Origin of the sequence: Pyrococcus horikoshii OT3 (genome assembly GCF_000011105.1) — an archaeon.
Lineage (GTDB): Archaea > Methanobacteriota_B > Thermococci > Thermococcales > Thermococcaceae > Pyrococcus > Pyrococcus horikoshii.
Genome location: NC_000961.1, coordinates 24,951 through 45,541 on the forward strand (window position 1 = coordinate 24,951; position 20,591 = coordinate 45,541).

Consider the following 20,591-nt stretch of genomic DNA (forward strand, 5'->3'; position numbering starts at 1 on the left):
CCCTAAATCTTTATTTATTTTTCTGTTTTTGCCTTTGAAAACAAAACTAATGCCTAATTTACATTAAAAACAGATAACAAAGCTAACATAATAGATTTGAATTTTAGGAAGATACATTTTTAATTGGTAAATTTAAGCCCTTTGTGGTGGGAAAGATGAATGAATGGGAACTTGCACTCAAGAATAAGGATTGTAAAAAATTATTGGAGCTATTTGATGATTATTTCGATGAAGTTAGTGAGGATAAGCTTGAAGAAGAGCTTAAAAGGGTTGGAGAAGTCGCGGTTGAATGCGAAGACTTCGATCTAATCCACGAGATAGCCCACATATATGAACACTTAGGGGAAGCTGAGAAGGGAATAGACCTGTATAAAAGGATCGTAGAAAAGAGAAAAGGTAGAAACACGGAAGATTATGCAGAGGCGTTATACTATCTCGCTGACGCTTATGACCACTTTGGAATGCCAGAAGAGGCCCTAAAGACGTATGAAGAACTTCTAGAGTTAGAAAAGAGAATTGGTAACAAGAGGGAAATCGGGTTAACATTAGCGAACCTGGCCATAATCAAAGACGAGCTGGGGAACGTTGAAGAGGCCATAAAGCTTATGGAAGAAGCTAGAAAAATATTTGAAGAGCTAAAAGATGAGAACAACTACCTCATAAGCCTGATAGATTTAGCACACTTTAAGTACGAGCTCGGCGAGTACGAAGAGGCCATGAAGCTGATAAGGGAAGTTCTTAGGAATCCCGTGGATAAGGAGATAGAGGTAAACGCAAGACTTGTTGAGAGCGAGATATATGCAGGAGAAAGGAAGTACAAAGAGGCCGCAATTTCGCTTAGAAACGCTCTTCAAAGATCTGAAGACGATGAAGAATTATTCAGTTTGGTGTTTGACTCTCTCACAGAATTTTTAGAAGGACTCTTCAACGAAAGTAGGTACAGGGAACTAGTGGAGGTATCACCACTGTTCGCTGAGCTTTTCGAAGATGATACAAAGTACTTCTTCAACGCAATAAAGGGACTAGCGGAGTGGAGACTGGGAAATGAAAAAGCCAGAGAGGAGTTTGAAGAGAATTACAAAAACATTCAAAATGAGGAATTGAAAGCATTGCTTGACGAGTGGAGAAGGCCCAAGCTAAGCCTTGGTTTAAATCTTTAAATCCTTGAAACTGTCTCCACTTCAGCGCTTTCTACGTTCTCAACTTCTTCAAACTTCTCGGCCACTTCATCGAAGGAATAGCCTTCCTCATCCCTTCCAAGAACGTAGAACTTTAGAGCTACCAAGCCAAAGGCTATTGGTTCCCTCTCTACCTTCGCCAAACCGTACTTTTCTGGAATCACTTTTTTAAGCTTCTCCTCTAACTCGTCAAGGTTTACGTCTGGATCCGTTGGCATTACCCTAATGACACCAACTAAGTTGAAGTCGCTCATTCAAGGTCCCTCCCATCCGCACTTAGGACATTTATAAGGCTTTGCTAACAATCTGCAGGTTTCACATCTCCATATTATCGCTTCGCCACAGTTTGGGCATACGAAATGAGTAGCATGCTCCCTTGGTGTTATCTCTCTACCACATGAGGTGCACACGGGTATCTCAAACTTCAACTCTACCTTCTCCGCCAACTCCCACACCTCCAGAAGGGAAGTTTTTCTCAATCGTCATCGGGTTGAAGCAGTTATTTATAAACCTTTCCTTTAAATAAGGACTGGGGGATAAGGTGGAACCCAAGGCTTTCGTTGAGATTATGAGACCCCACAACTGCATCCTAGCAGGGATCGTTGGGATACTAGGTAGCTTAGTTGCCTACGAAGGTATCCCCCCTGTTCAAAAATTGATCCTCATATTCCTGGTCGTCTACTTCGGTTGCTCAGCAGGGAATACAATAAATGACTACTTCGATGTTGAGATTGACAAGATCAATAGGCCTAATAGGCCGATACCAAGGGGGGCTATTACAAGGAAAGCGGCTTTTTACTATGGAGTGCTCCAATACTTCATTGGCCTAATAATTGCACTCCTCCTTGGATGGAGTGCATTTCTCTTCGCCCTGGGAGCTTACTTTCTAACGTTCGTATATGCCTGGAAGCTTAAGCCACTTCCATTCATAGGGAACGTCACTGTGGCACTGCTAACGGCCGCTACCCCAATTTACGGAGCAGTTGGTGTTGGAAGAATTGACCTAGCCGGATACTTGGCGATTTGCGCATTCTTAGTTAACGTTTCCAGGGAGATAATGAAGGATATAGAAGACTTCGAAGGGGATAAAAGACTCGGAGCAAGGACACTACCCATAATGATTGGTAAAAAGAAGTCCGGAATTATAGCATCGATTTTCGGATTTTTAACTATAATATCCTCGTTCCTACCCGTTAAGGTTGGAATAGGACTTGGTTATCTCCCGATAATTATCGTTGACATTATGATAGCAAAAGCGAGCATTGACGTACTAGTTAATCCCGAGAAGGCCGGAAAAGGACAGAAAATTTTGAAGTTTGCTACATTCATAGCAGTTATAAGCTTCCTATTAGGAGCATTAACTAGGGAGGTGTGAAGGTTGATTGAAAAGGTTATAAAGGAAAACATTGAAAGGGAACAACCCTGGCTCATTATAACGTTTAAAACACCATATGGGCCCCCAGATACTCTAGAAATTCTAGAAAATGCAGTCAGGGAAACTGGATGGGAGATAACATTTAAGGCTAACTGGTGGACTGCAGATATTCCCTACGGCCTTGCCAGGATAGATGCAAAGAAGGAGGAGAGGGAGAAGATAATCCTGGGAAGGTGGATACTAGGTAAAAAGCTTGAAATCATAAAAGTTGAGAACTTAGACTTCGAAAGAGGAAAAGAAGAATTCTTCAGAAGCGTTGATAGCATAACGTCAACCCTAATCTACGATCCAGTTATAAGGACTATGAGGGAACAATATTAAAAATCAAAGGTTTAACCTAGTTTTAACAACTTCCAGGGCTCTCCTTGCATCTTCAGCAAATTCGGGATAGCCCAGTTTTTCTAGAGTTTCAGGCAATGGAACGCCAAGCTCCTCATGCCACCCTCTAAGCCTATAGAATTCCCTTCTAGACTCTATAAAGTCGTTGTAATCTATGAAAGCAGCGTTACCCTTAGCGGGCCCCTCAGGTTCCGGCTCCCACCATCTAGGCGGGATAACATCGTCAATTGGTGGAGTCACCCAGTCCAGTGCATCATGAATTCTAGCTATACTCTCAACGGCCCAGGCTACCTTCCTCAGCTTATCAACGTTCCATTCTTCACCAGTGGTCAGGGAGTAGAATCTCGCTAAGTCCTCCATCTTATACGGAACGAATTTACAGACGCCCAGCATGTCGGTTATGTAGCTCTCATCCCTCCCCTCGATCAGGGAGGGAACAAGATCCTTAGCTGGTCCCTGATTTGGCAACTGATGTGGGCTTGGCCATCCCCTGAGGTGACTTGCCCCAACATCTGCAGTTGCATAGCTAAGCCCGTAAGTCCTTCTTCCCCTAGGATCCCAGGCCGGGGCTTCCAATCCCTTAACGTGAACCGCGAACTCGCAACCCCTTCCAAGGATCTCGCAGGCCCTCTTAACTCCCTCAGCGAGCACCGCACCGATACCTTTCCTTTCCGCCATCAAGTGCAGCAACTTCTCCTCAGCTTCCTCATCGCCAAAGCCTTCTACCCTGAACCCTATCTCTTCTTCACTTATCAATCCCCTCTCAACAAGCTCAAAGAGCCAACCAATAACGTTTCCGCTTGCTATACTATCTAGACCGAGGTCGTTTGCTAACCAATTAAAGTAGGCCACGGCTTTTAAGTTGAAAACTCCCGTGGCGGCACCAAGCATTGCTAGGCTTTCGTACTCTGGCTTAACCCTGATCTTCCTTCCCTTGTACTCAACTTCTATGTACCTGGCACATTTTATTGGACAGCTCTTCCCGTGAATGTACCATTCGGGCTCCACCTCGTACTTCTTAACCTCATCACCAGCAAGCTTACTCGCAAGCTCCTCGGGAATGTAGGGCCTGGAGAAGTTGTAAGCTGGACTCATTCCAAGGGATGCAGAGCTCCTTAATCCATCTGTGGTTCCATAATTCCTGCTGTGCTCGTACTTAGGATCCGTGGAAAACCTCTCGTAGAATTCATTCCAGAGGGCTTCAAACTCCTCAGGATTAGCAACCTCAGGTTTTTCTCCTGGCTCAACAACTATGGCCTTAAGCTTCTTACTCCCCATAACCGCTCCAAGGCCACCTCTTCCACTGGCTCTCTGGGTATCGTAGATTATATTAGCTATCCTTACGAGCCTCTCTCCGGCCGGACCTATGGAGGCTATACTTGCTTCAGGATACTTCTTCCACAGTTCCCTAGCTGTTTCATAGTTCCCCTTTCCCCAGAGCTCTCCGGCCGGAAGGATATCAACCCCGCCATCATGGATGTATAGGTAAACGGGCTCTTCACTCTTACCCTCTATTATAAGGGCGTCAAAGTGTCCCTTAAGCTTGGGGCCGAAGGCATCACCACCACTTGAGTCCGTTATAAGTCTAGTCTCGGGGCTCTTGCTTACGGTTATTACCTTACTGGAACCAGGAATTAACCCGGTCAAACCCCCAGGGGCAAAGACTATCTTATTTCCGGGGCTTAAAGGATCCGTCCCTGGAGGAACCTCCTTGTATATTATGTAATATCCCAGCCCCTTACCCCCGATGAACTTTCTTATCACATCATCATCCAACCTCTCATACTTAACCTCTCCATTGGTTAGGTTAACCCTTGCGATCCTATTCTTATACCCCCTCATGAGAAGCACCTCCTAGCCTTTTCCCTATCCTCTCTCGAAAGCCTCCATCCCATAGCACCAAAGTTTTCATCCACATGATCCTTTCTTCCAGCCTTTGGAATAGCTATAACGTTATCCTCCCAAATTAAATAGTTAAGGGCCACTTGAGCTGCTGTCTTTCCATAAGCCCTACCGATCTCGGTGAGGCACGGATCCCTAGCAAGGGTTCCCTTTTCAAGCGGCGTGTAAGCTATGAGGGCAATTTTCTCCCTTTTCATGTAATCGAGCAGACCAGATGTTTCCGGCCACCTATCGCGGATTGAATACTTGACCTCGTTGGCCACTATCTCGTACCTCCTCATCGCCTCCTGAGAGCGTTTTAGCAATTCCAAATCAAAGTTGCTAACCCCTATGTACCTTATCAACCCTTCATCAACCAAATCCTCAAGAGCATGGAGGGTTTCCTCTATCTTCCCCCAGCTATCCCCAGGCCAATGGAGGAGGTAGAGATCTATATAGGTGCCGAGCCTCTTTGCACTAGCCTTAGCTGCTTTCTTTGCTTTTTCATAGCCAAAGTGACTCGGCCAGACCTTGCTTATTATAAATATCTCCTCCCTATTGAAACCCTCTATAGCCTTCCCAACGAGCTCCTCGGAGTGGCCAGCACCGTAAAATTCAGCGGTATCTATTAAGTTAATCCCAAGCTCCAAACCGTACCTTAGAACCTCAATGCTCTCTCTATCCCTGGAATAATCCGGGACTTCATACCCCCCAATGCCCCAAGTTCCCATACCTATGGCCGTAACCTCATCCGAGCCTATTAGCTTTACATCCCTCATATGCAGATGTTGGAATTACTCGGTTTTTAACGTTTTTATTGTGATCAAATAGGATATGAGAGATGAAAGCAACAGTCCTGGAATAACTTTTGGAGTTACACCAGTTTCAAACATTAATAATATCGGAGTCAGGGGAGCTTTGTACACTCCAGCCAGAACGCCAACCATCCCAGGAACTACAAACTTCTTTCCTAAAATGCTTCCGATAATTGCACCCATTGCTAAACTAGGGCAGAAAAGACCTCCAGGAGCATCGCTTGCAGCAGAAAATAATGTATGGATTGATTTCAAAATAAGGAGAAGGATTAAGATATCTAAGCTTACAATGCTTTCCTTCATCAAAGACCAAAGTAACAGCTTACCCCCACCTAGGACTTGAGGTAGTAGGAGGATGAAAAACCAGCTAAAGAGTAGGGAAGGAACGAACTTATAGGATCTTTTTACAAGGAATTTTCTGAGTTTAAAGAGCAATTGCATGAATGCTGAAGAATAAAGACCAGTAAAGATTCCAAGGAGAAGGATAAGCAGATAATCAAACAATCCGTAAGAGTATTCAAATGAAGGCCAAAACCTCATAGGAAACATGAGCTTAGACACCAGTGCTGCTGGAACTGAAGCGAAGAGCAAGGTAACTATCTTGTATAACGTTGGCCTAATTTTAAACACTTCGAGCGTAAAAACAACTCCCGTTATGGGGGCTTCAAGTGTCGCTGCAACTCCCGCAGCTATCCCAGCATCTATTAACCCTTCCCCTAAGACCATGGCCAAGGAACCCCCTAGTTGAACCGAGGGCCCTACCCTCCCCAGGGAAAACCCGCTCATAATGACCAGTAGAGAACCAAAAATCTTAGTTAGAATGACCTTCACAGGGTTATATCTTAAGATCCCGTGTAATACTAAATACATCTGGTTGATTCCCCCGCTGGAAGCTGCAGGTTCTTTCTTTAACATGACCTCAACAGTGAAAATTGCAAGTACCGTAAAGAGAAACCATAAAAGTGCAAACCTTATATCTCTCCTTATTCCTTCTGAGATCGCCGGATATAGATCTCCAACTAAGCATACAAGCACCTTATAAGCACCTACAATCAATCCGACCAGAATACCAACTAAGATTAACTTCAGCATACTAATATTTTTGTTTATAAAATATAAAAGGATTAACGGAGACCCATAAGCCTCTCGTAAAGTTCCTCAACTTTCTTGCTAACATCCTCTGGAGAGTAACCAGCCTTTACAGCTAACCACGTTGCCCCTCCCGCTCCGACGCCTTCCTTAACGTAGCCCCTCTCATAATCCCTTAACCCCTTAAACTTACTCTTGGAGAAGTCAAGCTCAGCTACATAGCTTATGATCCCTATTTCCCTCGCAGTCTCGATGAACGTCGCAGAGGGATCCTCCACAACCCAGCGGGTTGTGGCTATCATGAACCTACTCAAGTCTTCGCCCAAGCTCTTGAGGAGGGCCGAAACGGCCAGCATCTGAGTTCCACCGGCCAGGACAACATCTCCTCCGAATCCCAGGGAAAGGCCGAGAACCGTGGCGATCATTGGATCTCCAAACTCCTTCAAGGCTTCAAGTGGTTTATCTTTAAGCCCACCCTTCTCTATTCCAACCCTCTTAAATCCCTCTTTTATAACCTTCTCCTTAAGTTCCTGAGGATTTTCCGGAGATGCTGAGGAAGTCTTAGCCTCATAACCCAAAGCCCAGAGGATTGCTTGAGCAGTTGTTGTTCCTCCTGGAGTCGATTCTCCTATGACGATCTCATTTGCAATTTTTTCAAGTTCTTTACCAAGTAACTTAGCCCTCTCAATTATAACCTCAACCTCTGGGAGAGCGGGTTCCCTCCTGAAATCCCTTCCAACTACATTACTTATGTGAACGTGAGGAATTAGAGGGGCCAGATAAGTTCCCCCTCTAACAACGAGTATCGGAAAATTTGAGAGTTCTCTAGCGGCCTTGGTTATTATAGCAGGAGTTGGATGTCCTTCTGGGGTCACGGGAATGGTATCTATCGTCAGGGGTTTCTCATAAAAGAGGTATTCCGCATCGGCAACAGGGGTTATTTTAGTCAACTCAGGTGTTGCTCCAGCAACGCTTATCCCAGGAATTGTGCTTATTTCCGTATTTCCCAGGACAAGAAGGAACAAGCTCTTCACCTTTTTCACCAATGGAAATTTTGTCCAAGTGCCTTAAATAGTATATGCCTCCACATTCAACACCTTAGGAGAATCACTGGGCCAGTACTTCACACTATTTTAGTTCTACGGAAACTAGAATCAAGGGGGTGAATAGCTCGAAGGAAGTCTGGGACATAGCATGTAATACAGCAGAAAAGGTTTGTTTCCACACTACTAAGTTCTACGGAAACGTGATTATCTTTATACAAGCGAACCACAAGATGACCAACTTTCCACACTATTTAGTTCTACGGAAACGCTAGGGCATTACTAGAAAGAGCAAAAAGCAGGTACATCTTTCCACACTATTTAGTTCTACGGAAACAAGAAGTCAGGGATTTCATAAGAGACGAGGATTCTCAACTTTCCACACTATTTAGTTCTACGGAAACTCATAGCCATCGGCTGGCTTAGACGTAAGCCTGATTTCTTTCCACACTATTTAGTTCTACGGAAACCTCACATTCCTCGAGCAGAACCCGCACTTACTCACCTTCTTTCCACACTATTTAGTTCTACGGAAACTTTGGCGATGATGGATCAGGAACAAAAGGACGCATTCTTCCTTTCCACACTATTTAGTTCTACGGAAACAATACTATGAGTGCATAATTAGTATCGAGGTGATCTTTCCACACTATTTAGTTCTACGGAAACGTAAGGGAGGCTTTCGCGACGGCAATGGTTACATATAGCTTTCCACACTATTTAGTTCTACGGAAACCTTATAGACGGGAAAGAGATACACGTTATAAAAGAGCTTCTTTCCACACTATTTAGTTCTACGGAAACGCTATTGGAGCAAGGGAAATTCAGCTATACAGAAGACATCTTTCCACACTATTTAGTTCTACGGAAACTGGAATAGTGTTATTGCTAGAGTTTTTAGTGGAATTGTTGAGACTTTCCACACTATTTAGTTCTACGGAAACGAGTTAAGAAGAGAGGCATTAATGTTTGCAGAATATCTTCTTTCCACACTATTTAGTTCTACGGAAACATGAAAGCAGAAACTTGGAAGAACATACTGTACATGTCAGCTTCTTTCCACACTATTTAGTTCTACGGAAACGAACGATGTTGATATGAAGTTCTCATGCCAGATTATCCTTTCCACACTATTTAGTTCTACGGAAACCTAGGGAATACCTAAGTGCTACTAACTCAAGAACACTTTCTTTCCACACTATTTAGTTCTACGGAAACAGCTTAAATCACTGGGTTATGAGGTTGAACCTATGACCTTTCCACACTATTTAGTTCTACGGAAACTTACGAACTTCTTGAGTAAAGAAATCACGCAGGCAGGTCTTTCCACACTATTTAGTTCTACGGAAACTTTTGGGTTTTTTGCTTTATTCGTTTAATAAAAGCCTCTCAAGGTTTATATAATTTACTCACTGTGAAGACCGGTAATACTGGACTTCATTTATAAACCTGACACAAAAATCTAGAAGTCACGAGAAAGCCCAAACAAACTATCAACCAAAAATCCAAGTAACCCAACTGGAAAGGAGAGATCGAAATTAAATTAAGTTAATTTAACACGCTAACACTAAAAGCCTTTAAAAACAAACCCCCAACAAGACTCCTAGACTATCCAATTAAGGTGTCAAAATCCTTCAAAGTCAAAATAAAGCCTTGAGAAGAATCGAATTCCAAATGAACACAATTGACAAGAAATTACCACTATAGTGGTAAACAAAAAACAAAAATCCCAATGAGAGGATTAAACTAAAAACAAGGGAGTAAAAACACCCTGTTGCGAAATTCAGACCCGAGCAGAGTATTAAACCAAAAACAAGAGAAAACAAAAAGAGAAAACAAAAACCCGTAACACGAAAACAAAAACAAATGAAAAAGAATTAAAATAATTAGGTAGGTAATATGAAACTTAGTAACATCTACAAAAATCTAAAGAGAATCCCGGAATTGGAATAATACCCATTAACTTCCCTTTAACCAGTGATATCTCACTTATGCAGAGAGTAACACATATATTTTTACTCCTAAACCTTAGATTTGGTGGTAAAATATGAAGGGAAAGATATTAGCCCTATTACTGATACCCCTCTTAATAGGAATGGTTAAACCAGCTACCGCCTTAACATCGACCAGCACCAGGAACATATACAACGCTTACTCGACAATAGGAATGTACTACGAGTATAGCATTGAGAGCGGGATGCTACCGAGGATAGAGAAGCTTGAGGAACTAGTATCCAACATGACCCTCTCCGAGAATGCAACTAAGCACCTTGAGTTAGCTAGGGAGTACAAGAAAATGGGAGATGAAAAGCTTGAACGTGCCAAGGTAATGAGCGGCTTTGGAAAATTCATAATGCTCAGGGCAGCATTTATATACTATAAGCAGGCAATTGTAGAGTATCTAAAGGCCATTAAGGGCGAGAACGTAGAGATCCCCAAGTATGCATCGCCAAGAACACTATGCGAGCTTGTCGATGAGGTAATTAGCTCCTGATTTTAAAGTAAATAAAAAGGAAGCTCAAGCTCCAAATTTTTCGCTCCTGTTCATAAGATCCATCATTATCGGAACTATGTCATGGCCCCTTATCCTTCCTAACCCTCCCTTCATTGCTTCCCTTTCCCCGAACCTTTTAGTGTCATCAGTTCTAACCCCTCCACCCGCTATTAACAGCGGGACGGGATCGCCGCTATGGTTCATGACTTCGCACGGCGTGGAGTGATCCCCTGTTATCGCTATTACTACCTCTTCAAGATCCACATGATCCAGGATGTAACCTATCATTCTGTCGGCCCTCTCTATTAGCTCGGCCTTAAGTTTGGGCTTGTTGTCGTGACCCGCTGCATCGGTTGGCTTGAAGTGGAGGAAAACGAAGTCGTAATCCTTGAGAAGCTCGACGGCTTTCTTAGCCTTCGCCATCTCATTGGTATTGTACTCTCCAGTAGCCCCCTCTGGTGTGTAAACGTCGAAGCCCACGGCCCTGGCTACTCCTTTAACCAATGCAACGGCTATAACTCCTGCAGCTTTGACCTTCCACTGCTCCGTGAACTTCATCGGTATGTTCGGATAAGTGCCAGCACCGCGGATAAGGAGGTAGTTGGCAATTGGCTTACCTTCTTTCCTCCTCCTCTCGTTTATGGGGTGCTTCTCCAATACCTCCTGGGCCTTTTTGACGAACTCCTCCAATATCTCGGCCACCTTCTTACTGTCCTCATCCTCATAGCTGAACTTGAGGGGAGGCTTCCCTGCTTCATGCGGATCGTTATCCCCAACCTTATACCCCCTGGACATTCCCTTTAGGACGAGAACGGCCCTGTGACCTGTGGCCCCTTTAAATATGAAATCAACGCCAATGTCAACTTCCTCCTGTATAGCTCTAGCCAGCTCGTGGGCTTCCTCAGTGCTTATCCTTCCAGCCCTCCTATCCGTTATTATTCCATTCTCGAGGGTTGCGAAGTTAACTCTAAAGGCTAGGTCATCCTTGCTCAGGTCAAGACCGACTCCAAGGGCCTCAAAGAATCCCCTCCCCCTGTAAGTTTCGTAAGGATCATAACCGAAGATGCTCAGGTGAGCAGTATCGCTACCTGCGGGTTGGCCCGGCTTTATGGGATCTTGTTGCCCTAAGATACCAATCTCTGCGAGCTTATCCATGTTTGGAGTGTTCGCATATTCCAGCGGAGTTAAACCGTTTAACTCCTTTATTGGCCTATCTCCGAGTCCATCCAAAATTATTAAAAGGCCTTTCCTCTTTAGCACCATACTATCACCAAACTTCGTGAATGAGCGACGGTAAGTTAAAGGTTTTGCTCGTCTATAGTTGAAAGTATGAAATCCGCTATAGCCTTTGCTAATGGGGGAGGAACGGCTTCCCCAACGCTATCGAACTGAACGTTCCTCCCACCCAGGAAAACGAAGTAGTCTGGAAATCCCATGAGCCTTGCTTGTTCCCTAACGGTGAGTGGCCTATCTTCGAAGGGATGAATGAACCTGCTATTCCCCCTAACCGTTGGAGCGGGCTTGTAAGGGTGCAACCTTATCCAGTTCTGGAATCTCCCAAACCTCTGGCCCGCTTCCCCCCACCTTAGGTATGGAATTTTCCTAGCTATCCTTGAGGGAGGGTTCCAAATTTCATTGTTTGGAGCACCTGGAGGGATATCCCTTAGAGCATCCCAAACCCTCTTTCTAGATCTGATCTTCCTGGGCTTAAGCTCAATGTTCGAGATAAAGACCCTCCTCCTAACCTGTGGAACACCGTAGTCTAGAGCGTTAAAAACGTTGAAGTAAACGTCATATCCAGCCCTCTCGAACTCTCTCCTTATGTATCTTTCAACCTCCATTATCTGGGGAACGTTCTCCATGACGAATACCTTAGGCTTCAGCTCCCTGACGAACCTTATAAACTCGAGAACGAGCCTCCCTATAGGATCCTTGTACAACCTATCCCTAGGATGTTCCCTCCTCCTGGAGTTTATAGCGGTGAAGGGCTCGCAGGGAGGGCCTCCTATTATCACATCAACTTTCTCGGCAATTTCCCTGGGATTAACAGCCTTTATATCCCTTACAACGACTTTTGCCTCAGGAAAATTTATGGAGTATGTCTCGGCCTTTGGCCTAAAGCTTTCAATTGCAGAAACTATCCTGAATCCAGAAAGTTTAAATCCAAGAGAAAATCCCCCAGCTCCTGCAAAAAGATCTATAACGGAGGGATTCAGCTCTTCACTACCTTTTCCCAAGCGTCCAGGACCTCCTTAGCTCTGTTAAAGATCTTCCTTGCAGCTTCTTCTAAGGCCTTCTCGGGCGTTACCTTTCCATCAGTCACAACCCTGAACCTTGGCTTCCTTGCCATCGTTATTGGGTGCTCTATCGTGTAAGCAACGAACTTAACGTGCGGATCTTCCCTAAGAACTTCCGTGAGGAGGTTAGCGAACGTATGATCCTCACCTTCCAGGTAAAATTCAAGCATGTCTTCTTCCTTTTTTATAACCTCAATCTTCATCTCCCTCACCCTTCAAGTGGTTTAACAATGTCTCGAGGGCCTGCTCCTTGTTCTTTATAAGTTCATATTTAAACTTATCCTCCTTGTATTCAGCAACCCCAAGGTCAACCAGTATGTTCAGGAGATCCTCTGGATCGAGATCGTAAACCACCGAGACTGGAACTACGACCTCCCTTATCTGCCTCGTGGTTTGTAGAGCTATCTCAGCTGTTACCTCGCTAAGCCTTCTTACGAGCTCCACCATCTCCTTCCAAGGCATAGATGTCCTTATGTAATCCTCCTTGACCTCCACCCTCTCCCCCATGAGTTCCAAGGCTTTTATGAGTATGGGAACCGATACGTTAGCGCTGGCTTCCTTGAAGATATCCTCGGGGTAGTAAGTGTACAATCCCTGTCTATCGGGGTAAAGTCTACCCCTAACCCTCTTGTGAGCTTCCCTAATCGCCCTTATGGCTTCCCTTATCTCATCTTTAGTCCCCTGAATGTTCACCTTAAGGGAGTTCAGCTTTCCATGGATATAGACGAAGGCCGAAAGGTTCATCCTCTGGATCTCTTTCATGAACTCCTCTTTTTCAACGTCATCCTTAACGTGTAGCACTATAACCTTCTTCGCCCTCATATCTTCACCTTCCTATACAGGTTTGAGATTTTCCTAGTCTCTACGTTTCCACACTTGGGACAGACTAGCTGGTTACCCTTCCTCACTAGGGGAGTCCTGCACTTAGAACAGAGAGCATAAACAACTCCTAGGTCTGGATCCTTTGTTGTAAGCTGTATTGGACTTTTTTCGTCAGCTATAACCCTGGCCCTAACTATGTCTCCTACCTTAAACTCGTTCCTCAAGTCCTCAACGAACCCATCCTTAACCTGGGAGATGTGAATTCCAGCAAGTTTTGACGTTGCTATCTCCCTATTACCTTCCTGCCCCTCAATCTTTATCATTTTCAGAAGAACGGCCTGTTGCTTAACCTCAAGGACTCTTGCATAAACTATATCCCCCTTCTTAGGTACTGGAGGTACTTTGGATGCCGGCTCCAGGCTAATCTCAATTTTATCCTTATTTATCCTAACCCATCCGGCCCTGGTAGAGTATAAGTTTCCATCCTCAGCTATAACACCATCCCCAGGAAGGTATTCCTCTATTACCCCCAGGTAATCCCCGGGAAGCACGAAATCACCATCTTTTATAGTCTTCTTTCTCTCGCTATTTTCTTCCACCTTTCCTCCCCTCCCTTAAGTTTATCTTTACCCCGTACTTTAAATCTTCTCCCCTCTTCTAATTCCTTCTTAACGAGAAGAGCTTCATTTTCGACCTCTTTCTTTTTGAACACTCCAGCTATCCTTTGAATAGCCTCAAGCTTCCTTATAAGTCCATCGAGCCATGTGAATACATCCCCAGGATAAAGTATTAAACCATAAACCTTTCTAAAGTACTCTGAGATCTTTGAGGGCTCATACCCATCCCTTCTCAACTCAGCTATCTTCCTACTCAACATTTCCATCGCAAATTCAGTACAATCCTGCTCGAGGCAGTTAAAGAAGTCCTGGTAGATTAGGAATAGTCTATCAGCGGCGTTGGGACTTATCTCAGGTATTATCTTATCTAACTCCTCAAGCACTGAAGCGAAGGAACTCGAAAATATGTTGGAGCTTATCCTTCCCCTCACGGCAGATTCTATCTCCCTCTGAAGGAACCCAGGAAGGTAAGCGTTCTCAAAGGGGAGCAAGTGAATAGCCATTCCAAGGGGATCCATGCTTTCAAGGTTCTCCCTTATGAACTCGCCCTCGCTTGGGAGCAAAAAGCTCATGCTAACGGCCCTTCCGTAAGGGGTTACCCTGACGATGTCTCCCCTGATGCTTACCATTCCAAGCTCTTCAAGCTTCTCTAGGACTTTTTTAGCACTCCTGTTAGCGCCGAGGGTTAGAGAGTTAACCTCCTCTATAACGCTAAGCCTGTTAAACACGCATGCATGGGCGAGCACATTATCTTCCTCTATTTCATCGCTCCATTCAACGATTACGGGCTCTATAGGAGATGTAAGTAGCTTTAGGGCAACTTCATCCTCAGTTTCATCCATCTGAGCCGAATACTTTTTTCCAGGCTCAACTATTAAATAGACCTTCCCCTTTTCGTGATAAAGCGGTCTCCCGGCCCTCCCAAGCATTTGATGGAATTCCCTAACGCTAAGCCACTTATTCCCCATGGCTAGGCTTTCGAATATCACTTGGCTCGCCGGGAAGTCTACACCAGCTCCAAGGGCTGCTGTGGTTACGACGACATCTATCATTTGAGCTTGAAACTCCATCTCAGTTATCTTTCTCTGCTTATAGGGTAAACCCGAGTGGTAGGGCTTGGCCTTTAATCCCTTTCCAGTTAGGAAGGAGGCCAATTCATGGCACCTCTTCCTTGAGTACGTAAAGACTATCGTCTGACCCTTAAACCCCTTTGAGCTTTTCCTCATAACTTCAGCTTTGCAAAGCTTAGCTATTATCCTCCACTTCTCGCTCTCGTTCCTCGCTATTATAAGGTGCCTCTCCAAATCCACGGGTCTCTCATCATAAAGGACAAGCTTCATTCCCAGGGATCTAGCTAACTCTTGAGGATTACCAACGGTTGCGGAGAGCCCAATAAATTGGGCTTTAGGATAGAGCTTTCTTAGCCTTGCGATTAAACCATCTAACCTTGGCCCCCTCTCCTCGTCATCTATCATGTGAATCTCATCTATAACCACCGTTCCCACGTTTCCTATTTTCTTTCCAGACCTCAGTAGGTAGTCTACCCCCTCGTACGTTCCCACTATTATGTCGGCATCTATCCCGGTATCAACTACTACAGGTTCCTCCCTTGTTTTTATCCTACTCATACCAACCCTTATTGCAACCTTGAGGCCAAGCTTCGAATACCTCCTTTTAAAGTCTTCATACTTTTGATTGGCCAGGGCCACCAGAGGAACAAGGAACAGCATTTTCTTCCCTTCTAAGGCCTTTGGAATTCCGGCAAGCTCCCCTATGAGGGTCTTACCGCTCGCGGTTGCTGAGACCACCAAAAGATTTTCCCCCTTTAAAAGGCCATTCTTTATAGCTAAAACCTGAACTGGGAGTAACTCAGTAATCCCTTCCAACTTTAGGACATTTTTGAAGCTCTCAGGGATATCCACTTCATCAACCTTCATCCTCTCAACTCTAACGTGCTTGGCCTTGAGCTCATCCCACTTTGTAACCTCAGGATGCTCAGTTGGATCGAACCTTGGATCGAATGCATAGAGAACCTTGTCAAGATCTCTAAACTTAGCTAAAAGTCTTTTTGCTTGCTCCAGCATTCCCAGAGAGTTAAACCTTACCCTAAGTTCGTTTTTTAGTTCTTCTTCAGCACACCTCTCGCATATGTACTCGTTCCTGTACTTTATCCTATTTCCCTCAGTTAGAACAGTTATTCTCCCCTCAAGGAGACAGAGCCTACAGAGGGATGCCTTCTCAACGTTCTTATTCATTAGCTTTTTCCTGAAGTAGTCTTCCCACTCATCAGCGTCGGCCAAAATTATCCTTGAGCTCCTTAAGAGCTTCTCAATTTCTTTAGGATTCCTATATTGACTCCCCTCCAGAACTTTAAATAACCTTCCATCCCTCATTATTAATCTAAAGATCCTATCGGCTTTAACATTCCTAATTTGTGAGAGCTTCTCGGGAGGATTTTCGATTAAAAATGCTTCAAGCTCTCCCTTTTTCCTCCCTTCCCTTATTACGAATAGCATCTCACCACCTACTTCAAGGTTACTCCGGCCTCTTTAAAATTCTCGAGCACTATTGAGATCCTTGTTCTCCTTGCGAGGTTCCTTAGATAGTTCCTCTTTAGATCCTTTAAAAAGGTGTTTAGGGATTCAACATCCCTAAATGTCCCCCTTATAACTAGATGGAACTCACCAGTTTTCTTATAAACATCACTAATGTTCCTCATCTTCAAAATAGGGGTTAAAATCCTGGGAAGATCTGGAGAATCAGGATCAATAAGCTCGATTTCTATAACAGCGGTGAGGAACTCGCCAAAGAAGGAAGGATCTACAACAGCGGAATAACCTTTAATGACGCCAAGCTTCTCAAGCTTTTCGATCCTGTTCTTTACCGCGGATGCAGTTAAGCCGACTTTCCTCCCCAACTCAGTCAGGGTTATCCTACTATTCTTCCTGAGTTCCCGAACTATTACTTCGTCAATTTCATCTATCCCGGCCATGCTTCATGACCCACTCTGATTTTTGAATTCCTTTTCCAGCTCCTCGATGCTCTTCATTATGTGTTCTCTAATCCTTTGGAGTATCTCAAGCGGTGAAACGGCCGTGTAGATATAACCCAACCATCCCTTTTGAACGAGTTCCCTCTTTAACAGCCCCTTCCTGTACAGGCTAAGGACATGAGCCCTCACGCTCCTCTCACTTATCCCCAGCTCTCTCTGTATCTCCCTAATTCTCATTCCCCTCTTCTTCTCAACTAAGAGGTTGTATATCATTATTTCGTTCTTTTTAAGACCCATAGTCCTTAATAAAGACTCAAGCTTCCTCAACTTTTCCTCTTGTTTCATTATTTTCCCACCTACGAAACTTTAGTTACATACACAAATTAGGGTAAAAGACTAAAAAAGGTTTTCAAAATATTTAAAGTTTTAAAAAAATTACTCTTGCCACTCGTCATCAGGTATTGCTTCCCTCTTTGCTGGTATCAGGCAGACAAATTCAAAAGTTTCCGAATCCTCATTCTTGTAGCCGTGAGGCTCATTTGGAGGAATATAAATGTAACTTCCAGGGACTACCTTGAACCAATTCTTTCCATCCTTTGTTAGGTACCCCTCACCCTTCACCACAAATATCTCATGCTCCCAATCGTGCTGGTGAATTGGAATCTCTCCACCCTTCTTTATAACGAAGTACCTCATTGCAAAGTTCTTTGCTCCAACCTTTGGACTTATCAGCCATCTTATCGTAGTCCCCTTAGCGTTTGGAACATCCTTCTCGGGGGTATCCTTAACATGTCCGATGTACATTTTATATCACCAAGGGATTTTTAAGCGGGGAAGTATTTAAATGCTTCTCGAGGTGCTTACCATGAAGGAGTTCCTCAAGGCCGCAGATAAGTTCAATCCCGAGAACGTTTTTAGGGATGTAGTAGAGATCTCTAAATTCCACAGGATCCAAGGATCAAGGGATATTGTAAAGGCTACTGAATACGTGGCAAGCAGGCTTGAAGAACTTGGAATTGATTACAAGTTTCTAAACGACATCTATGATGGGAAGTCATACCATCTAACCCTACCATCTCCGATAGGGTGGGAGATTGTAGAGGGAAGCTTGAAGTTCAAAGAAAAGGAGTTAACAACGTCAAATTCTCCCCTCCTGGTTATGGCCCATTCCCCCTCAGGAGAAGCGAAGGGTGAAGTAATCCCCATCTTTAGGGAAGAAGACTGGGAAAAAGCAGATGGGAAGATAGTCCTCGTAGGGGAAGATTGGAGGGAGGCGTATAGGAAGGCCAACGAACACGGGGCAAAGGCTTTTATAGCGTACAGGAAAGGTACGGGAGATGCTTTTCCATACATAGGGTTATTTTTAACGAAGAAGGATCTTGAGTGGGCAAAAATACCAGCGTTAACTGTTCCTGAGAGCGTGGCTAATGAATTAATAGAGAAGAGCAAGAAGGGAGGAGTGGAAGTAGAGGTATCCGTAAAAACCGAGATTAAAGACAGGGAAACGTTACCACTATTATACGCTAAAATAGGAGAACCACCCTACCTCCTCTTCTCGGCCCACATATGCCATCCAAAACCGGGAGCAAACGATAACGCCTCAGGTTCAGCTATGCTAATAGAGCTGGCTAGGATACTAAAAGGAAATGAAGGAAGAATAGGCTTCGCCTTCCTCTGGATCCCAGAATATCATGGAACCCAGGCTTTTATTCCCAAGGTGAATCTCAATGAAATATATGCGAACATAAACCTGGACATGGTGGGGGGAAGCGAAGATAGGTCTAATTCCACAATAATGCTCGTTAGAACTCCACTCTCCAGGTTCTCGTTAGTTCCAGGAGTCCTGGAGTTGTTCCTTAAAGAGGTTAACGCCGAAGGAAAGAGTTTCTCAGGATCCCCGCTCCCAAGCGTTAAATTCAAGGAGTATCCGTACGAGATGGGAAGTGATCATGATATATTCAACTTCTATAGCATTCCTGGGGTCATGCCGATTACATGGCCCGACAGGTACTACCATACATCAGCGGATACACCGGAGAAGCTTAGTCTAAGAACCCTTAGCATAATCGGTAGAGCTGTTGTTGCAACGGGATTGTTCATTGCGAAGGCCGAAAAAGAGGAAGTGGAGAGGGTTGCAAGGGGTTTTGCCATGAAGTACCTTGGAGAATTAAGCATGCAGAGGAAGATCGAGGTCGCAGAATCCTTAGTCATGAACGGCCTCAGCAGGGATTCAGGGTTCCTGGGATTGAACGTTGGGCATGAACTCGAAAGCAATGGATGGGTGAAATGGAAGGAGAAGGGAATAATAAGCATAAAGGGTCTAGAATACAAGAACGAAAGCATAGCCAGGAGGTTAAAGGAGATCGTAGAAGAGGATAGGATGATAAACGTTCACCTTCATGAGTACCTAATGCTCAGCGAACTACTGGATAATGAAAAAGCCATGAAAGCCTTAAAGGATGAATACGGTGAAGTCAAGGAAGAGAAAATAATGAGGGGAGTAGAACTTCTGGAGGAGGCAAAGATCATTGAGCCCATGTAATATGCCTATTGAAGATGTACCTAACCACAAACGAAGCCCCAATGCCGAAGAGATTTGCCAAAAGATAGTGAATGCCCAGAAAAAGAAGGATCCAGTAAACCAGAAACTGAGCAACCGCTCCCACGAAAGCGGCTACGTGAAACTTAGCTAATCTTTCGATCACGCTTCCCTTCTTTATATCTTTAAAAGTCCACAAATCATTCCAAAGGAAGTTGTTTAATATGGAAAGCTCAGTTGAAGGGATCACGCCAAGCTCTTTTGAAATATGGAAGAAATTGACAAAGAGCCAGAGAAATCCTTCATTTACACCAACTCCCGACAATCCGACTATAGAGAACTTTAAAATGCGATCTACCTCTCCCTCCCATTTCATCAGCCTGTAAACATGCCTTAGATAGTTTACCATAGTCTTACCCTTCAGCTTACTCTCACCAAATTTCCTAGTTGAGAAAGTGAACGGGACTTCAGTTACTCTAGAATATTTTCCCTTTATCAGGATTTCCATAAGTATCTTAAATCCTATGGGGTTAAGCTTAACCCCCTCAACTACACTCCTCTTCAAGGCGAAGAAGCCACTCACGGGATCTTTTATTCCGGCTATCTTAGGTAAGGCCAACCTCCCAATAATTATAGCACCCCTCGAGATTAATCTCCTATAGAAAGGCCAATTCTCAACTTTCCCGCCCTTAACGTATCTACTCGCAATTGCAATATCATTTCCCTTCTCTATCTCCCTGAGAAGGCTAGGAATGACCTCGGGGGGATGCTGAAGGTCGGCATCCATAACGACGAATACATCACCACTAGCCTCCGAAAAGCCCCTTATCACGGCCGAGGAAAGTCCCTTTTCGTTCACCCTTCTTATAACTTTAACGGGATAGAGCTTCGAGAGTTCCATCGCTTTCTCCCAGGTTTTATCCGGTGAATCATCATCTACAATTATTATTTCGTAATCATATCCCTTTAATGCCGAACTTATCCTAGAGAAGAGTTCTTCAAGATTATCCCTTTCGTTGTAAGTTGGTACTATTATTGAGACTTTCATTA

General features: G+C 44.2%; 21 protein-coding genes and 1 CRISPR repeat array. Of the genes, 5 read left to right on the plus strand and 16 right to left on the minus strand.

All coding sequences use genetic code 11. From position 1 onward, the window contains the following. Positions 1–155 precede the first annotated feature (155 nt). Positions 156–1,160 (plus strand): tetratricopeptide repeat protein, encoded by a 1,005-nt coding sequence (locus tag PH_RS00140; RefSeq protein ID WP_048053013.1) that lies wholly within the window; start codon positions 156–158, stop codon positions 1,158–1,160. On the opposite strand, the gene PH_RS00145 is transcribed toward PH_RS00140, so the two are convergent. Both PH_RS00145 and PH_RS00150 read right to left on the minus strand, forming a co-directional pair. Then, positions 1,157–1,432 (minus strand): elongation factor 1-beta, encoded by a 276-nt coding sequence (locus tag PH_RS00145; protein ID WP_010884146.1) that lies wholly within the window; start codon positions 1,430–1,432, stop codon positions 1,157–1,159. The genes PH_RS00140 and PH_RS00145 overlap by 4 nt on opposite strands. Next, positions 1,433–1,624 carry a zinc finger domain-containing protein gene (locus PH_RS00150; RefSeq protein ID WP_010884147.1) on the minus strand — a complete coding sequence of 64 codons (192 nt, stop codon included), beginning with the start codon at positions 1,622–1,624 and terminating at the stop codon, positions 1,433–1,435. 95 nt (positions 1,625–1,719) lie between these two features. Here PH_RS00150 and PH_RS00155 point away from each other — a divergent pair, with 95 nt between their 5' ends. Together PH_RS00155 and PH_RS00160 are read left to right on the plus strand one after the other, a co-directional pair. Further along, positions 1,720–2,553: a geranylgeranylglycerol-phosphate geranylgeranyltransferase gene (locus tag PH_RS00155; protein WP_010884148.1), complete on the plus strand. Its 834-nt coding sequence runs from the start codon at positions 1,720–1,722 to the stop codon at positions 2,551–2,553. Between the two features lie 3 nt (positions 2,554–2,556). Beyond that, positions 2,557–2,934, plus strand: coding sequence for a hypothetical protein (locus tag PH_RS00160; RefSeq protein WP_010884149.1), 378 nt, complete (start codon positions 2,557–2,559; stop codon positions 2,932–2,934). A 3-nt stretch (positions 2,935–2,937) separates the two neighbouring features. Here the strand turns inward: PH_RS00160 and PH_RS00165 are convergent, their stop codons facing one another. The 4 genes from PH_RS00165 to cobT are packed head-to-tail and all read right to left on the minus strand — an operon-like array spanning position 2,938 to position 7,771. Next, the gene (locus tag PH_RS00165; protein WP_048053014.1) at positions 2,938–4,794 is read right to left on the minus strand and encodes an aldehyde ferredoxin oxidoreductase family protein; all 1,857 of its coding nucleotides are present in this window, start codon (positions 4,792–4,794) and stop codon (positions 2,938–2,940) included. Beyond that, complete coding sequence (locus PH_RS00170; protein ID WP_010884151.1) at positions 4,791–5,612, minus strand: aldo/keto reductase; 822 nt, start codon at positions 5,610–5,612, stop codon at positions 4,791–4,793. The genes PH_RS00165 and PH_RS00170 overlap by 4 nt, the downstream gene beginning before the upstream one ends. Before the next feature lie 15 nt (positions 5,613–5,627). Continuing rightward, complete coding sequence (locus PH_RS00175; protein WP_010884152.1) at positions 5,628–6,740, minus strand: chloride channel protein; 1,113 nt, start codon at positions 6,738–6,740, stop codon at positions 5,628–5,630. Between the two features lie 32 nt (positions 6,741–6,772). Continuing rightward, positions 6,773–7,771, minus strand: coding sequence for a nicotinate mononucleotide-dependent phosphoribosyltransferase CobT (cobT, locus tag PH_RS00180; protein ID WP_048053016.1), 999 nt, complete (start codon positions 7,769–7,771; stop codon positions 6,773–6,775). Positions 7,772–7,857: 86 nt separating this feature from the next. Continuing rightward, positions 7,858–9,131: direct repeats of the CRISPR family, unit length 29 nt; unit sequence CTTTCCACACTATTTAGTTCTACGGAAAC. 696 nt (positions 9,132–9,827) lie between these two features. On the opposite strand from cobT, the gene PH_RS00185 reads away from it, so the two are divergent. Further along, positions 9,828–10,274, plus strand: a complete 447-nt coding sequence (locus PH_RS00185) for a hypothetical protein (protein WP_010884155.1) — start codon at positions 9,828–9,830, stop codon at positions 10,272–10,274. 24 nt (positions 10,275–10,298) lie between these two features. Here PH_RS00185 and PH_RS00190 read toward each other — a convergent pair whose 3' ends face one another. From PH_RS00190 to PH_RS00230, 9 genes are all read right to left on the minus strand, one after another. Next, complete coding sequence (locus tag PH_RS00190) at positions 10,299–11,537, minus strand: 2,3-bisphosphoglycerate-independent phosphoglycerate mutase (protein WP_010884156.1); 1,239 nt, start codon at positions 11,535–11,537, stop codon at positions 10,299–10,301. A gap of 35 nt (positions 11,538–11,572) precedes the next feature. Beyond that, a complete protein-coding gene (locus PH_RS00195) occupies positions 11,573–12,511 on the minus strand; it encodes a DNA cytosine methyltransferase (protein WP_010884157.1) in 939 nt (312 codons plus the stop codon). After that, complete coding sequence (locus tag PH_RS00200) at positions 12,487–12,774, minus strand: DNA-directed RNA polymerase subunit L (RefSeq protein ID WP_010884158.1); 288 nt, start codon at positions 12,772–12,774, stop codon at positions 12,487–12,489. Before PH_RS00200 ends, PH_RS00195 begins: the two co-directional genes overlap by 25 nt. Continuing rightward, positions 12,764–13,393 carry a DUF2067 family protein gene (locus PH_RS00205; RefSeq protein ID WP_010884159.1) on the minus strand — a complete coding sequence of 210 codons (630 nt, stop codon included), beginning with the start codon at positions 13,391–13,393 and terminating at the stop codon, positions 12,764–12,766. Before PH_RS00205 ends, PH_RS00200 begins: the two co-directional genes overlap by 11 nt. Then, positions 13,390–13,992 (minus strand): exosome complex RNA-binding protein Csl4, encoded by a 603-nt coding sequence (locus tag PH_RS00210; RefSeq protein ID WP_010884160.1) that lies wholly within the window; start codon positions 13,990–13,992, stop codon positions 13,390–13,392. Before PH_RS00210 ends, PH_RS00205 begins: the two co-directional genes overlap by 4 nt. Further along, positions 13,959–16,526, minus strand: coding sequence for a DEAD/DEAH box helicase (locus PH_RS00215; RefSeq protein ID WP_010884161.1), 2,568 nt, complete (start codon positions 16,524–16,526; stop codon positions 13,959–13,961). The genes PH_RS00210 and PH_RS00215 overlap by 34 nt, the downstream gene beginning before the upstream one ends. Before the next feature lie 8 nt (positions 16,527–16,534). Beyond that, positions 16,535–17,002, minus strand: a complete 468-nt coding sequence (locus PH_RS00220) for an Lrp/AsnC family transcriptional regulator (RefSeq protein WP_010884162.1) — start codon at positions 17,000–17,002, stop codon at positions 16,535–16,537. Between the two features lie 3 nt (positions 17,003–17,005). Continuing rightward, positions 17,006–17,347, minus strand: a complete 342-nt coding sequence (locus PH_RS00225) for a transcriptional regulator (protein WP_010884163.1) — start codon at positions 17,345–17,347, stop codon at positions 17,006–17,008. A gap of 90 nt (positions 17,348–17,437) precedes the next feature. Further along, positions 17,438–17,806, minus strand: coding sequence for a cupin domain-containing protein (locus tag PH_RS00230; protein WP_010884164.1), 369 nt, complete (start codon positions 17,804–17,806; stop codon positions 17,438–17,440). Positions 17,807–17,867: 61 nt separating this feature from the next. Here PH_RS00230 and PH_RS00235 point away from each other — a divergent pair, with 61 nt between their 5' ends. Beyond that, complete coding sequence (locus PH_RS00235) at positions 17,868–19,544, plus strand: DUF4910 domain-containing protein (protein ID WP_048053538.1); 1,677 nt, start codon at positions 17,868–17,870, stop codon at positions 19,542–19,544. Here PH_RS00235 and PH_RS00240 read toward each other — a convergent pair. Further along, positions 19,528–20,589 carry a glycosyltransferase gene (locus tag PH_RS00240; protein WP_010884166.1) on the minus strand — a complete coding sequence of 354 codons (1,062 nt, stop codon included), beginning with the start codon at positions 20,587–20,589 and terminating at the stop codon, positions 19,528–19,530. The two genes, PH_RS00235 and PH_RS00240, sit on opposite strands and share 17 nt — an antisense overlap. Between the last annotated feature and the right edge of the window lie 2 nt (positions 20,590–20,591).